The sequence below is a fragment of the Nostoc cf. commune SO-36 genome (assembly GCF_023734775.1).
Lineage (GTDB): Bacteria > Cyanobacteriota > Cyanobacteriia > Cyanobacteriales > Nostocaceae > Nostoc > Nostoc commune_A.
The window spans coordinates 4,462,501-4,476,662 of record NZ_AP025732.1 but is presented as its reverse complement, the minus strand read 5'-3'; the positions used below and the strand labels follow the sequence as shown (position 1 = coordinate 4,476,662).

General features: G+C 39.7%; 13 protein-coding genes and 4 pseudogenes (1 of these 17 running past the window's edge). 11 read left to right on the top strand and 6 right to left on the bottom strand.

From position 1 onward, the window contains the following. The first annotated feature begins 121 nt into the window (after positions 1–121). From ANSO36C_RS20180 to ANSO36C_RS20160, 4 genes and pseudogenes are all read left to right on the top strand, one after another. Positions 122–2,435, top strand: a pseudogene (locus ANSO36C_RS20180) (transglutaminase TgpA family protein). A 448-nt stretch (positions 2,436–2,883) separates the two neighbouring features. Beyond that, complete coding sequence (locus ANSO36C_RS20170) at positions 2,884–3,669, top strand: DUF4058 family protein (RefSeq protein ID WP_251955952.1); 786 nt, start codon at positions 2,884–2,886, stop codon at positions 3,667–3,669. A 90-nt stretch (positions 3,670–3,759) separates the two neighbouring features. Continuing rightward, positions 3,760–4,152 carry a helix-turn-helix domain-containing protein gene (locus ANSO36C_RS20165; RefSeq protein WP_251955951.1) on the top strand — a complete coding sequence of 131 codons (393 nt, stop codon included), beginning with the start codon at positions 3,760–3,762 and terminating at the stop codon, positions 4,150–4,152. Next, positions 4,110–4,706 (top strand): IS630 family transposase, encoded by a 597-nt coding sequence (locus ANSO36C_RS20160; protein ID WP_251955950.1) that lies wholly within the window; start codon positions 4,110–4,112, stop codon positions 4,704–4,706. The genes ANSO36C_RS20165 and ANSO36C_RS20160 overlap by 43 nt, the downstream gene beginning before the upstream one ends. A 104-nt stretch (positions 4,707–4,810) precedes the next feature. Here the strand turns inward: ANSO36C_RS20160 and ANSO36C_RS20155 are convergent, their stop codons facing one another. From ANSO36C_RS20155 to ANSO36C_RS20145, 3 genes are all read right to left on the bottom strand, one after another. After that, entirely contained in the window at positions 4,811–6,022 is a 1,212-nt protein-coding gene (locus tag ANSO36C_RS20155) for a hypothetical protein (RefSeq protein WP_251955949.1), read from the bottom strand. Positions 6,023–6,070: 48 nt separating this feature from the next. Next, positions 6,071–6,529: an endonuclease domain-containing protein gene (locus ANSO36C_RS20150; RefSeq protein WP_251955948.1), complete on the bottom strand. Its 459-nt coding sequence runs from the start codon at positions 6,527–6,529 to the stop codon at positions 6,071–6,073. Positions 6,530–6,683: 154 nt separating this feature from the next. Further along, positions 6,684–7,364, bottom strand: a complete 681-nt coding sequence (locus ANSO36C_RS20145) for a uracil-DNA glycosylase (protein ID WP_251960389.1) — start codon at positions 7,362–7,364, stop codon at positions 6,684–6,686. Between the two features lie 192 nt (positions 7,365–7,556). On the opposite strand from ANSO36C_RS20145, the gene ANSO36C_RS20140 reads away from it, so the two are divergent. Further along, complete coding sequence (locus ANSO36C_RS20140; RefSeq protein ID WP_251955947.1) at positions 7,557–8,237, top strand: phosphoribosyltransferase; 681 nt, start codon at positions 7,557–7,559, stop codon at positions 8,235–8,237. 45 nt (positions 8,238–8,282) lie between these two features. On the opposite strand, the gene ANSO36C_RS20135 is transcribed toward ANSO36C_RS20140, so the two are convergent. Both ANSO36C_RS20135 and ANSO36C_RS20130 read right to left on the bottom strand, forming a co-directional pair. After that, entirely contained in the window at positions 8,283–9,383 is a 1,101-nt protein-coding gene (locus ANSO36C_RS20135) for a tetratricopeptide repeat protein (protein WP_251955946.1), read from the bottom strand. Between the two features lie 109 nt (positions 9,384–9,492). After that, positions 9,493–9,717: pseudogene (locus ANSO36C_RS20130) on the bottom strand (NADAR family protein); the annotation flags it as partial. A gap of 98 nt (positions 9,718–9,815) precedes the next feature. On the opposite strand from ANSO36C_RS20130, the pseudogene ANSO36C_RS20125 reads away from it, so the two are divergent. From ANSO36C_RS20125 to ANSO36C_RS20100, 6 genes and pseudogenes are all read left to right on the top strand, one after another. Continuing rightward, positions 9,816–10,696, top strand: a pseudogene (locus ANSO36C_RS20125) (ISL3 family transposase); the annotation flags it as partial. Between the two features lie 698 nt (positions 10,697–11,394). Then, positions 11,395–11,844 (top strand): pyridoxamine 5'-phosphate oxidase family protein, encoded by a 450-nt coding sequence (locus ANSO36C_RS20120; RefSeq protein ID WP_251955945.1) that lies wholly within the window; start codon positions 11,395–11,397, stop codon positions 11,842–11,844. A 120-nt stretch (positions 11,845–11,964) separates the two neighbouring features. After that, a complete protein-coding gene (locus ANSO36C_RS20115) occupies positions 11,965–12,495 on the top strand; it encodes an aldo/keto reductase (protein ID WP_251955944.1) in 531 nt (176 codons plus the stop codon). Continuing rightward, on the top strand, positions 12,465–12,749 hold the full coding sequence (locus ANSO36C_RS20110; protein WP_251955943.1) for a hypothetical protein: 285 nt from the start codon (positions 12,465–12,467) through the stop codon (positions 12,747–12,749). The genes ANSO36C_RS20115 and ANSO36C_RS20110 overlap by 31 nt, the downstream gene beginning before the upstream one ends. Then, positions 12,743–12,802 (top strand): annotated as a pseudogene (locus ANSO36C_RS34325) (ChaB family protein); the annotation flags it as partial. The gene ANSO36C_RS20110 and the pseudogene ANSO36C_RS34325, both read left to right, overlap by 7 nt. A 450-nt stretch (positions 12,803–13,252) precedes the next feature. Beyond that, positions 13,253–13,873: a DUF411 domain-containing protein gene (locus tag ANSO36C_RS20100; protein ID WP_251955941.1), complete on the top strand. Its 621-nt coding sequence runs from the start codon at positions 13,253–13,255 to the stop codon at positions 13,871–13,873. Positions 13,874–14,035: 162 nt separating this feature from the next. Here ANSO36C_RS20100 and ANSO36C_RS20095 read toward each other — a convergent pair whose 3' ends face one another. Next, positions 14,036–14,162 carry the end of a tetratricopeptide repeat protein gene (locus tag ANSO36C_RS20095; protein ID WP_251955940.1) on the bottom strand. Its footprint extends 839 nt past the window's final position, so only the last 127 of its 966 coding nucleotides appear in the window; the start codon falls outside the window, past its right edge; it ends in the stop codon at positions 14,036–14,038.

Here is a 14,162-nt window from a genome sequence, read left to right as displayed (position 1 = left end):
ATAATCTACGCCTGATAATTTTTTTGACACAGTAGTAGGGTAAGTAATTACGTCCCCTGCATTGTGTTTTTTGCATCTACATCATTGCTTCTACTAAACTCAAATGTTTAACTTATCCAGGATGAATCGGTTTTGGCGTCTCCCTGTAGGTAATTTCTGGCGGCGAAATCCGCAGGGGTCGCCTTTAATAGAAGTGGAAGATTCAATTTCTTTGCGGGTGCTGGTGCTAGCGTTGGTTATTTTGGGAATTGGGGCGACGGATATCGCTGCTGAAACTTCGTTTAGTTTTTGGGCGTTACCACTGAGTGTAGTGGGTGCAATTTGGAGTTACTATCGTCGCCGCGATCGCAATGTTGCAGTTCAATTCTGTATCGCCATTGGAATGCTAGTAGCACTGGGTGCTTTCTTTGGGCGATTAGCAGGGGAGTTGAATGATACGCGGCTGGGTTTGGCGGAGTTGTTGATTCAACTACAGGTGTTACATAGTTTTGACACACCGCGCCGTAAAAATTTGGGCTATTCGATTGTCATCGGACTAATTTTATTAGGCGTAGCAGCAACGCTAAGTCAGACTTTAGCATTTGCACCTGTATTGCTGTTATTTTTAGCGATCGCTCTGCCAACTTTAATATTAGATTATCGATCACGCTTAGGTTTACAGCCATTAAAGACTCAAAAGGAAAAATTCAATCAGAAGAATTCCTCCAGTCTTAATTTTAAATTTTTAATTCTAAATTTTTTGCTAATTGTCGGTCTGGGACTGGCAATTTTTGCTATTTTGCCGAGATTCCCCGGTTATCAATTACGGAATTTTCCTGTAAGTTCTGCTATTCAAGTAAAAAGTAATTTCACAGGGCGTAGTATCATTAATCCCGGTTATATCCGCCAAGGTAAAGGTAATAATCAAGGCAGTGGTAGCGGTGGTACGGGACAAAATCAAACTGGTCAACCAGGGAAAATAGATAATAACTTTTATTACGGTTTTAATAGCCAAATTAACCAAAACCTGCGGGGTGAGATGAAACCCAAGGTAGTGATGCGGGTGCGATCGCAAGCTGAGGGTTTTTGGCGAGTATTAGGATTTGACCGTTATACAGGTAAGGGATGGGAAATTTCTCGTAACGAAGATGTGACAACTATCAAGCGATCGCCTTGGTCTTACCAAATTTTTATTCCCCCATCGGCGATCGCTGGTAAAACCCAAGAGGTAGTGCAAACTTATACAGTAGTGTCGGATTTGCCTAACCTAATTCCAGCGATGGCTAATCCCAAGGAAGTTTACTTTCCCACACCAATGATCGCTGTTGATAAGGAAGACGGATTGCGATCGCCTGTAGAACTATCAGAAGGACTTACCTACACAGTAGTTTCCGAAGTACCATACCGCGATCGCACTCTGTTAGGTGAAGCTTCTACTAAATATCCGCAACAGATTAAAAAGCATTATTTACAAATTCCTCCCGAAATTGCCGAAAAAGTCCGGCAACGTACCGAAGAAATTCTCGCCAACTACAATCAAGAAAAAGTCTCAAAGTCTGCGAAAAGACTGGATTCACCTTATGAAAAGGCTCTCTACTTAGCCCAATATTTAAAGCAACGTTACTCTGTTCCCCAAAATCCCTTAGAACTGCCTTATTTAAGTGAAAAAGAAGACTTGGTAGAAACTTTCTTGTTCAAACAAAAAGGAGGCTATCCAGACCACTTTTCCACAGTTCTGACGGTGATGCTGCGTTCTATTGGCATCCCAGCGCGGTTAGTTGCAGGGTTTAGTCCAGGAGAATTTAATCCATTTACGGGGCTGTATGTTGTCCGTAATACTGACGCTTATGTGATGACGGAAGTATATTTTCCTAGATATGGTTGGTTTGCTTTTGACGCCCATTCCCAATCATCCTCTGATTCCCCCATCTATTGAAGATACTCAGACTTTTAGTGTGTTACGCCAGTTGTGGCATTGGGTTGCTGGATGGTTGCCGTCTCCGGTGACAGGTTTGTTGAATAATGTATTTGGGACAATATTAAGTTGGGTGATGAGAGCGATCGCTTGGTTTTTAGCTTTATTCTCTCAAGGTTGGTTTGGTGTATTAACTGGCTTAATTGTAGGGACTACAACGGCTTTCTTAAGTTGGCTAGGTTGGAGACAATGGCGAGAGTGGCGCAACCGCCGATGGTTAAAGAAATTGCCAGCAATGGAGAGCCTTTATCAACAAATGCTGCAATGGACAACCCAAAAAGGTTTAGGAAAACATCCAGCACAAACACCTTTAGAGTATGCTAAAGGTTCATACCAGCATCATGCCCCAGCAACTGCTGAGGTAATAGATGAGATTAGCCAAGCCTATGTTAGTTGGCGTTATGGTGGTCATACTCCTAACTTGAAGCGATTGCGAGAAAGATGGCAAGGTTTGAAAAAAGCTGGTAAGACTGATAAGTAATCCAAGTTGCGGGTTATCAACTAATGTGTGTTTGCTAACCCTCAATTCATGGGGTGTTTTATTTAAGTCCTATAGAAGAAACTCTAAACTTTCTGCGCTTTGTCAAGCACAAGTAACAATCACGGTAGAAGCACCAAAGTAAGCGCATCTTGTCAAGAATAACTTCCATATCGTTGTGTTGTATCCACCTGCAATTATAGGATTAAATTTTGTAAAATTAGCATACCAGTCAAGAAAGCCGAAAAGTGAAAAGAATTGCTGTGAATACAGCTGTCAGGAAGATTGGGCGCAGGTAGAATCTCAAGGTGTTAAGGGTTTGTTGACAAAGGCAAATCAATGTGGTATTGCAGTTACGAGTTGTTCTTAGAACCCCACCCCCAACTCTTCTTGCAAGGGAAGAGGAGGCTATAAGAGTTACTTTTAAAATTTTGGTTTTGAGATATTTGCTATGGCTTATCCATTTCCAGGAATGAACCCCTATTTAGAAGATCCTGAACTATGGCCAGGAGTACATGGGAGACTAATAGTAGCGATCGCAGATTACCTCTCTCCTCAACTACGTCCTAAATATTTTGTCGCTATTGAAGAACGAATTTATCAAACTACTGGCGATGATAAACTCTTAGTTGGTATTCCTGATGTAGTAGTACAAAAGTCGCAGACAGCAATAAATCCTAAAATACCGAATATAGCTATAGCTACACCTGCCATTCAACCTAAAACGGTTACAGTTCCTATACCTGAGATAGTAAAGGAGAGATATTTAGAAGTGCGAAAGGTAGGAACAAAAGAAGTAGTGACAGTGATTGAAATTCTCTCACCAAAAAATAAACGTCTAGGAGAAGGACGCAACGCATACGAAACTAAGCGACAGCGAGTGTTAGGAAGTTCAACACATTTGGTAGAAATTGATTTATTGCGTGTCGGGGAACCAATGTTAGTTTTTGGGGATGGTACGCAAAATGATTATCGTATTTTGGTTAGTCGAGCAGAAAATCGTCCCCAATCTGATTTATATGCCTTTGATTTGCAAGATATAATTCCTTCATTTCTCTTGCCTTTGCAAACGGGTGATAGTGAACCGTTGGTGGATTTGCAGAGTTTATTAGCTGGGATTTATGACCGTGCAAGTTATGATTTGGTAATAGATTACAGTCAAGAGCCAGCGTCACGATTATCAGAAGAGAATGCAGTTTGGGTAGATGCGCTGTTGCAGGAGAAGGGTTTGCGGTAGTGTGTTGCTAATGAGCAAAATATAAACTCAGCATTTACAGCGCTTCCGCCTGTTATAAGGTACACTAGGTTAAAATATAAATACTTTTAAATGAAGTCATACTCTATCGAGCTTCGAGAAAAAATAGTTGCAGCACATATTCAAAAAAATATCTCAATCAGGAAAGTAGCTAACATATTTTCTGTCTCAAAGAGTTTAGTGCAAAAGCTTGTAAAACAACAAAAACTTGAAGGAAATTTACAACCAAAGCCGCGAGGAAAACCACAATTTAGTCATCTGACAAATGCTGACATAGAGTTAAGAGAATTAGTTGAAGCACATCCAGATGCAACATTGATAGAGTTGTGTGAATTATTTGCAGACAAAACTGGTAATTGGGTAGGTCGAAGTGCAATGTGTCGTGCCTTACAAAAATTAGGATTAAATCGTAAAAAAAAACATTGCGGAGTAGTCAAGCAGCAACAGAAAGAGTTCAAAAACTAAGAGTAGAATATTGGGAACAGGTCAGAGATATAGATCCAGATAACTTAGTATTCCTAGATGAGACAGGAGTTTTATTAGGTCTGGCAAGAACTCATGCGCGTTCGCAACAAGGAACAAGAGCTTACGACCAAAAACCATTTTATAGAGGTGCAAAAGTCACAGTAATTGGAGCAATTAGTATTAAAAAAGTAGTGGCGTTAATGACGATGAATAACTCAATGGATAGCCAAGCATTTGATGTATTCATTGAGAAGTTTTTAGCGCCTAATTTATGGACAGGAGCAGTAGTCGTCATGGATAACTTACCTGCCCATAAACTAGCATCAATTGTACCAATGATTGAAGCTGTAGGTGCGAAAGTTATTTGTTTATCCTCATACTCTCCTGATTTTAATCCAATCGAGTTATGGTGGTCACAACTCAAATCTTTTTTACGCAGTTTTGCTCCAACTACAACAGAAATGGTTGATACAGTAATCTCAGTTGCACTCGACTTAATGAATCCTCAACATTTAAAAAACTGGTTTACTAATTGTTGCTATTGTACCTCATAACACCGGGAAGTGCTGTATACCTGTAAAGCCAAAAAAGTAACTTGATTTTAAGGCTGTACAATCGTGCTAGTTTTTATATTGATATATATCATCGATTTACTATTTCACTGTAAACCATTTTTACACAAAAAACTTTTTAATAAACTTTGGCTTATTTCTAAGGCTTTTCTCAAATATTTAACCACTTTTTGTAAATTACTTATTTGCTCTTGATTATTATTTGTCGCCATTTGCATTTCTAAAATTTGTTCTTCTGGTTCATTAATCGCATTTCTCTGTCCTTTAATTATGTTTCTAGCGTTCAAAGCAATTTCCTGCTTTATAACATCTTCTTGAACTAATATAATATCGTTAAAAGTCACTAGAAATTTTGCTGCTTCGCGGACTGCTAAATTCGGTGACTGAGCAAATAATGAACTAATACCAGTACCAGCGCCAGTGCCAAGAATTGCACCGCCACCAACAATCACAGCCATTCCACCTGCCATACCAAAACCACCTGCTGCAATAGCACCTCCGCCCAAGGCTGCTAGCACAGCTGAAATTGCCGCTGCGCCTGAAAGCCCCGGTGCAAGTATAGGAGCCAGCAAAGGAACAAGAATAGGTATTGCAATAGCAGCAGCTACCGCTGCTACAGCGACTCCCGCTATCAAGCCTCCTAACAAAAAATTCAAAGGGTTTGAGCCTGTAATTTCATTGTTCCATTTTTGATAATTAGATTTAAATCTTGTGACGTGTTCTTTTTCTACTCCAAGCTCATTTGCAAAAAACACAAGTGTTTCTATAATTATTGGACGAAATGTTTCGCTAAGTTTTAATTTTTTGAATTGTTCATCCTCCTCAGTACCAAAAGGAGCATAGAGATTAAACAGTGACAATTCTAATACAATTGTATATAAAGGTCGTCTTTTATCGAGTGACCACTTCATTATTTTGAATGCTTCCTCGAATAAAGAATAATCAGTATATAAAAAACTATTATTTTTTTGTAAATCATTACTAGCTAGAGTTCCTAAAAAATTTTCAACTGATTTACTCCACTTGTTTAAATATCTAAGTTTAAGCTGCTTTTTTACAAATTCTGTCTCTCTGTCAATATCTTGTTGTACTAAAAAATACTGAAAACTATACAAAATTTTTGTTTGCTCAAAATTTAGCCCAAACTCTTCCATTGGTGAAGTCATATTTTTATCCTTAAAACTTATATATAGTATTCCCATATTGCTTAAGCGATTAACATAATCCACGCGCTCAAAATCACTATCCTGTAAAATAATTGTCAAATTATTACGATCGCACACACCACCAAAAATCACATAATTAGCCCCCTCCTCGCTTGCGGGGAGGGGGTTGGGGGTGGGGTTCTATCTCTGCAAGTGACTAGCAATATCCTGTAACATCCCCTCCATCCTCTCCAGAACATCCTCATTTCTAAATCGCACAACCTTCAACCCCAAACTCTCCAAAAATTCTTGACGTATCGCATCTTCCTGTTGGGTGTAATCATGAATTTCGCCATCTACTTCCACCACTAAACGCGCTTCATTACAGTAAAAATCGACGATAAAACGGTCAATTGTCTGCTGACGGCGGAACTTAAAACCCAAAAGTTGCTTGTCTCTCAACTTATGCCAAAGTAACTTTTCTGCTGGAGTTGGTTCACAACGCATCTGTCGCGCCAATGGCTTAAGTTTTTTCCAAAGTTCGTGTGGGGTTTGCCAAGGGTATCCCGGAACCCCACCCCCTAACCCCCTCCCCGCAAGCGAAGAGGGGGAATTGGAGCCGGTGAGAGACTTTGGCTTGGGTTTTTGATCTTGGGTCATTTGTGCGATTGGTGGTTAGCTAATTAATATTTCATGTATTATTCCCAGCGATCGCACTTTCAGACCTCCCTAGCAGTCAAAACTCCGGCATAATCAGACATAGACTTGAAAAAAATGCAGTTGTAGTTTGCATTTTTTGGGCAAGTCTAGTAAATTAGCTGTTATTTTGAATTTCATCTAACTTAGCTCGTACAGCCTGGATATCCTGCCACATCAACCATTTAGGCGCACCTCTTTCTTTAGAAGGATTACGCAGCAAGTAGGAAGGATGAAAAATTGGCATACATAAACGTCCTTCCCACTCCAGCCACTGTCCGCGAATTTTTGTAATTCCCCGCTTATCGCCAGTAATGCCTTTGACAGCAGTTGCACCTGTTAACAAAATAATTTTGGGGTCAACCAAGCGAATTTGTTCTAATAAATAGGGTAAACAAGCTGCCACTTCTACAGGGGTAGGAACTCTATTATCTGGTGGACGACATTTATTGATATTGGCAATGTATACATCTTGCTCAGTAGTCAGATTTACAGATGCCAGAATTTTCTCCAACAACTGGCCTGATCTGCCTACAAATGGTAAGCCAGTTTCGTCTTCATTTTGACCGGGCGCTTCCCCTATAACCATGATTGGTGCTTTGAGATTACCGCGTCCGACAACAGCATGAGTGCGAGTGTCTCCCAATGGACAACGGTGGCAGCGATCGCAATCCTGTGTCAATTCCGTTATGTTGGAATAAGTTCCCGGAGCGATCGCAATTTTTGCGTCTGTAGGAATTAGTTCTCGTTGGTTAAAACTTGAGTCGTCGAAGAGGCTGAGTTGGGTTTCGCTGCTCATGAAAATCAGGATTTTGGCATCAGCGCTAACTATCATATCTGAGTTAAATACCCCTCTGGCTGGATATTTATCAGAACAAATAGATTTTTACTGAATACTTAGTTATTTATACAAATCTTATTGTATCAGTTAATTTAAGACAAAATTCAGTCATGATAAAAGCAGTGCCGTCCTAAAATGCTGGGGGAAACCATGTCACATACCCCATTTTTCGCCGATCGCACCTATGCGGGTGAGTTATTGGCGCGAGTGATTCATGATGTTTTGACTCAGCAAACTATTGATTCTGGGGTAAAGCCTGTACCAATTGTTTATGCTTTGCCAAGAGGGGGTGTACCAGTAGCAGCACCAATAGCGCGTCTTTTGGATTGTCCCTTGACAATTGTTGTGGCAAAAAAGATAAGCCATCCAGAAAACCCAGAGTTAGCAATTGGTGCAGTCACTACTTTTGGAAATGTTCTTTGGACTGATCAAAAGCTATTTCGCTCTAAACATGATGCGCGGGGAAGGGAAGTAGCTTTAAATAAAGCGATAAACCTTGCTAAGTCTCTTGAGGCTCAATTAATTCCTGCTTGTCCGCAGGTGAATGCACAGGATGCCACACTCATCTTAGTTGATGATGGCATTGCTACAGGTATGACAATAGCGGTAGCGGCAACTGCTCTTAAAACGCTTTCTCCAGCAGCAGTTTGGCTATGTACTCCAGTAGCGCCACAAAAATTGCTACCCTGGTTAAAACAATGGGGCGATCGCACAATTATCTTAGAAACACCAGAACTCTTTTGGAGTGTAAGTAATTTTTACGCCCAATTTCCCCAAGTAGATACATTAGAAGTTCTCGCATATCTCCAGCAACAAAAGACAATAGGATAAATTGACCTAGGCGAGTAATTTTGAATTGTTTTCCTCTTTTGCTTTTTAAGTATTTTGAGACGTTCCCTGCTGATATTGCATGGCTTTGGCATAATCACCCAAGGCGTAGCAAGCGACTTTCAGACTAGCAAGAGCTTGTTCTTCACTGCGGCGATCTTTGATATTCCTCGCTAACAACAAACGTTCTTCATAATATGTAATTGCTTTGTTGTAGTCACCCAAAGCTTCACAAGCAACTCCTAAACTACTTAAAGACTGTTCCTCGCTACGCTTGTCTTGAATTTCTTTGGCTAATTGCAATCGGTCTTCATAATACTTAATGGCTTTGGTATAATCACCTAAAGCATAACAAGCATTACCCAGATTCTTTAGCACCTGAGAAGCACTGCGAACATTTTTTAAGGAGCGTGATAGTACTACGCACTGTTCATAATAGGCGATCGCTTTTGGATAATTGTTCAAAGCATACCAAGCATTACCCAAATTCTTGAGTACCTGTTCTTCGCCCCAGTTATCTTTGAGTTCCCGTACAATCTCTAGGCTTTGCTGCTGATACTCAATAGCCTGTGTAAAGTTGCCCAAAGCTTTATACACCAATCCCAAATTATTCAGTGCTGCCACTTGACTGCGTTTGTCTTGCAGTTGCTGCGTTATTTTCAAACACTTTTCCAAAAACTCAATAGCCTTATTATGGTCATTCAGGTGACGGTATGCATTGCCTAAATGGGAAAGTGCTTGCATCTGCAATGCTAAATCTGAAGTGTTATTGAGCAAAGACAAACACTGTTGAGAGTAAGAAATAGCACCTTTGTAGTCTCCAGCGCTGTAAGTCAACAATCCTAATAAAGAAAGTACCTGTGCCTGTTTTTCTAAATCCCCAACTGCCTGAAACAGCCCCAATGATTGTTGTAAAGACTTCATCGCCGTTATTAATTCACCAGCTTGTTGTTGTTGAATTCCCAGGCGTAGTAGGTTGGATGCTTCAGATAAACGATCATCACTTTCCTGTGGAGGTAGTATTTCTGCTTGTGAACCAGAGTCAAATTCATGGGTAATTGTATTACGCTTCACTGGTTTTAGGTGTTTTATGGGTAATTGCAGGGGAACTGTATTTTTTGATCTATTATTCCATTCGCCTTTAGGCATGAACCCCTTCCTGTTAAGTCTGGTGGTAAATCTAGTGTTCCCAAAACCAGGATGCATCTTTCATCAAGCTGATTTACCACACTCGCATAAGCAATTCATAGCAACAATATTATTTAACAGTTCTATTCTCAACATCTGCGTCGTATGTATGATGCAGGATCTCTCGCACCTCCATTAAAATTTTTCCTAGCATATTTTTACCACTCCCATCGGCTCCGCAACCCCAGTAAAAATCAATAGGTCAGTTTTCAACAATTTCTGCATTGCCTCTGGAAAGTAAGATATCTCTGATATCTGTATGAGTTTGAAGTTTATGTAGCACAGCTTGCCGCATACAGCACTTCCGGCGGCTATGAGGTACATCCTCAAAGCTGAAAGCTATGATATGAGGGGGCTAGAGGAAAACTGTATTGCATAATAGCCGGAAGCGCGATGATTCATGATTTACCTTGGAGTAAAAAGCCAGTACTCTTAAAAATAAATCGTCGCCAGTTCAAATGTCATAAATGTAAAAAAGTCTTTAGTGAGAAACTAGATTTTGTAGATAAAAGTAAAGGATATATAAAAAAATTAGCAACAGACATAGTACAACAGGTATTAAATAGTAATATTCATAGTGTTGTCGAAAGGAATCGATTGAGTGATGAAGAAGTAGAATCAATGTTCAAAAAGCAAGTGTCACAAATATTAAATATTAACTTAAGTCAGGTAAAAAGTTAGGCATAGATGAAACAGTTTTAGTTAAAAGGCCAGGAAACTACTTAGCAGTATTAGTGGATTTAGATACTCATAAGCCAATTTAAATAGTGCAATTACTTCACGGATATCTTGTATTCGTGAAGTAATTGCTGGCTGGGAATTTGAAGTACTTAATTATGCTTGTTGAAGTGAGTATTGATCTCTGGTCGCCTTATAAAAGTTTAGTAGAAGATTTAACGCCAAATGCTAAAATAACTGCTGACAGTTTTCATGTGATGAAACAAGTAAATTATGAATTAGATAGGATGCGTAAAACTGAGAAGAAAGCAGTAATGTCGTGAAAAGATAAATCCGAAAAATCTTGCATACTAGAGGCATTAGGTAAAAGCAAATATAGTTTAATTAAAAATGAATCTTCTTTAAATGACAAGCAAAAATAAAAATTAAACTCCGTGTTAGACGTGTCGCCGACTCTCGCTAAAATGCACGCACTTAAAGAACAATTTCGCCAGATATTTGAAACCACTAAATCTTGGGGAGATAGCATAACAAAATTATTAGATTGGATGTATGATGCATGTTCATACTTCCCGAAAAGTCTAGGGACAATAATAAATGAATCGTCTGTAGAGGCGTAGAGCTGTCATTGGTGTCAACTTAAGGTAAAAGCCTTTTCAAATCTAGTTTCCAGCCAGAGGCTAGTAATGCTGCTCCTTGGTTGCTGCCGCCAGTACTGAAAAGCCCTATTTTTATGCCTAAAAGTTGTATACGTACATAACAGTCACTATCAACCAATATCTTTATAAGTAAATGGGCGTAAATAAATATAATACGGCTTATGTGAGTTGAAGGCTGAAACAACGTAGTCTTGTTCATAAGGCTAGAGGTTACAATTGAAGCTAAGGCTGAAACCTTTGATATTGCTTGATAATTTTTAATTCACATATAGCGGTTATCGATTGGATGAGAACACCAAAGTCCTTACTGTCAAATTATTTCAGCAAAGTTTTTGTATCTCACTCAACTGCATACCGCTATAAGGCGTATAATATGTTCCGTCGTTGCGAGTGAAGCGAAGCAATCCCTGAGACTTTGTGATTGCTTCGCTTCACTCGCAATGACATCTTGTATTTAATCATGCCTACCTACTTAGATATAACTAAAAAACTTAATTTTAGGATAATTCCATCTGTAGACTCACGCAATTTAAACAAAAAAGGTTAATACTAAAAAATAACTTTACCAATATAAAACTTGATTGTACTCAAAAATTACAGTCGAGGAAAAGTAAACAGACAAATAACTACAAACTATGGCAACTTCTACAGACCGCGATCAACAGATTAAAAAACTGCATGAACTAATTAAAAATATTGATTATGGTATGTTTACCACAGTCGATGATGATGGCAGTTTGCATAGTTACCCCATGTCAAAAAGTGGTGAGATTAACTCTGAAGCCGCACTCTGGTTCTTTACTTATGCTGGTTCCCATAAGGTGACTGAGATTGAACACTATGACCAGGTAAATATTACTTTCTCGTCACCCGAACAGCAGCGATACGTTTCTATTTCAGGTTCAGCAGGACTGGTGAAAGACCGCAACAAGATGCGAGAGCTATGGAAGCCCGAACTCCAAACCTGGTTTCCAAAAGGACTAGATGAACTCGATATTGCTTTGCTGAAAGTGAACATTAACCAGCTTAATTATTGGGATAGTGAATCGAGCTTCAAGCCACAAACAATTAGTTTTTTGGCATAATCAAGCTTGTAATTCGTAATTCGTAATTCGTAATTCGTAGTTAAGGATTCAATTACGAATTATTTTCAAAGATGTAATTGGTGTTGACAAAAATTAAGTATTTTTAATTACGAAAAATTAATGGTAGAACAAAACAATAATGATGAAGCTGCTCAAAAGCATCTACCTTTAGAGGTAAAGCGGCGACATTTTTTAAAAGGAATAGGCTTTATCGGTGCAGGTGCAGGGGCAATATTTGCTGATCACATCCTCAATGCTAATCCCAAAGTAGAAGCAGCACAGGTTCCAGTATCATCTGCAACTCCAACGAACAGCGCAAACACTGGTGAAATTCCTCTCCACCCACTGGGAAAAACTGGGGTGAAAGTGTCGGCGATGTCTACGACGTGCTACGCCTACGCACTTGGAGGTTCAACTTTAGGGCAAGCAAAGAGCAAGGAAGAGGCGATTCGCATGACCCACGAAGCTATTGACAATGGCATCACCTTCATGGATAACGCTTGGGAGTATAACAAGCATCGTAGTGAAGAGTGGATGGGAGAGGCGCTACAAGGACGACGAGACAAGGTTTTTTTGATGACGAAGGATGACGAAGGTTTGCACCCACGGACGCGATCGCTGTGCCCAATACGCTGCCAATGGGCGTTTTGAACTCTTCAAAACCTCCAAGCAGTTTGATGCTAATGAAGGCAGACTTCAGCATGGCTTTCCGCTCCAAAGCCAAGTGCAAACGTGAGACAGGGGAAATGAAACTTATGCCCTACAAACAGATTGCAGACTTACCAGATTCAGTCAAAGAAAACTTACCTAAGCATCTCAAGAAATTTTTCGGGCTGCATTTAACAGCGCCTAAGAACAATATGATGGAGAAGAACGTGCCTTTCGAGTCGCTTGCAGTGCGGTAAAGCGCGATTACGAAAAAGGTGATGATGGGCATTGGCACAAAAAACCAGAATAGAAGCGAACGACAGGCGTTGCTGAATCAAAATATAAATTATTATGCGGCGATCGTTTCAAAAAAAGCGATCGCTCCATTTGTTTTCCTTAAAAAAGGCTACACATCTATGTTGTAGCCTTTTTAAGGTATTTTTATTTGCAAGTCCCTTACAATTATTATGACTAATAAAGAATCGCTTTTGATTTATAAGACATAGTATTTTGCGTAGAATCGTAGTGTAAGTAGTAGTGCAAAAATATTTATACATTTTGAAAACTTCAAACCCTTGTCATTGCAAGGAACGAAGCAATCGCAATATATATTTAATTTTGCTTAACCACTTATTTGAAACGCAGAGGGACGCAAAGTAAGCGCATAGGCGCTTTAGCTTCCCAGAAAGTAAGTATGCAGAGTCTTTTTCGAGAGAATTCGTTTCAAATTTCTGCAATGTCGTACTTTAGGAAGTCTCAAATGTCGCACAAACAATTTATTTATTGCTGGCAAAAATGGTTGCTTCCCATCTTAGTACCTGCTGCTGTGCGAGTAGTAATAATGATTTGTCTAACAGCAGGGGTGTTGGGCATCTTGGGAAGTACTGCTTCTATGAGTCATGCTCAAGCTGTTTTTCCTACTTCTGTTGTAGGCAATGCTCAACTGGTAAGTGCTACTAAGCGCATCCAGGATCAACAAACACCATTAAATTCAATAGCCTTAAATGCCACCGTATATCACAGTCCCGACTGTAACTGTTGTGGTGGGTGGATTGATCATTTAAAGGGACAAGGTTTTAAAATCACTGACATTTTTACGCCTGACATCGAAACAGTCAAACAAAGGTATAACGTGCCGGCTAACTTGTCATCTTGCCACACAGCAATTGTTAATGGATATGTCATCGAAGGACATGTCCCAGGAGACGATATTAAACGTCTGCTTCAAGAAAAGCCAAATGTTGCTGGTTTATCAGTTCCCCAAATGCCCGTAGGCACTCCTGGGATGGAGATGGGGAATCGAAAAGACCCGTATTCAGTGTTTTCTTTTGATCGCAAAGACTCAGTTGCAGTATTCAATCAGTATCGTGCTGAGTCCTGAGTGAATTACAATACAAGAGTTTCTCATTATTTATGTATTTATTACATCTCCGCTCCTTATGAAGCTACTGTAGTTTTCTTGCAAGTAGCGTGGCGTCTTTTAACTCTAAGCCGAAGCATGGGCTAAAGCCCCGCTATCGCTAAGGGAACTCAGCACTTTTAATTATTGAGAACTAGCTTTGATCAACTGCGACAAATTAGTTAACCATCTCTCAAACCAGAAGCTAGATGCTACGCTTGCAACATTTTCAGAAAGCAGCTCAATGGCATGGTTACAATCTTGTAGGCTA

Bases quoted from the DNA above. Each gene is read 5' to 3' on its own strand.
- ANSO36C_RS20120 (WP_251955945.1), top strand. From the start codon at position 11,395: ATGGCAACTTCTACAGACCGCGATCAACAGATTAAAAAACTGCATGAA.
- ANSO36C_RS20115 (WP_251955944.1), top strand. From the start codon at position 11,965: ATGGTAGAACAAAACAATAATGATGAAGCTGCTCAAAAGCATCTACCT.
- ANSO36C_RS20170 (WP_251955952.1), top strand. From the start codon at position 2,884: ATGGCTTATCCATTTCCAGGAATGAACCCCTATTTAGAAGATCCTGAA.
- ANSO36C_RS20165 (WP_251955951.1), top strand. From the start codon at position 3,760: ATGAAGTCATACTCTATCGAGCTTCGAGAAAAAATAGTTGCAGCACAT.
- ANSO36C_RS20140 (WP_251955947.1), top strand. From the start codon at position 7,557: ATGTCACATACCCCATTTTTCGCCGATCGCACCTATGCGGGTGAGTTA.
- ANSO36C_RS20150 (WP_251955948.1), bottom strand. From the start codon at position 6,529: ATGACCCAAGATCAAAAACCCAAGCCAAAGTCTCTCACCGGCTCCAAT.
- ANSO36C_RS20100 (WP_251955941.1), top strand. From the start codon at position 13,253: ATGTCGCACAAACAATTTATTTATTGCTGGCAAAAATGGTTGCTTCCC.
- ANSO36C_RS20135 (WP_251955946.1), bottom strand. From the start codon at position 9,383: ATGCCTAAAGGCGAATGGAATAATAGATCAAAAAATACAGTTCCCCTG.
- ANSO36C_RS20145 (WP_251960389.1), bottom strand. From the start codon at position 7,364: ATGAGCAGCGAAACCCAACTCAGCCTCTTCGACGACTCAAGTTTTAAC.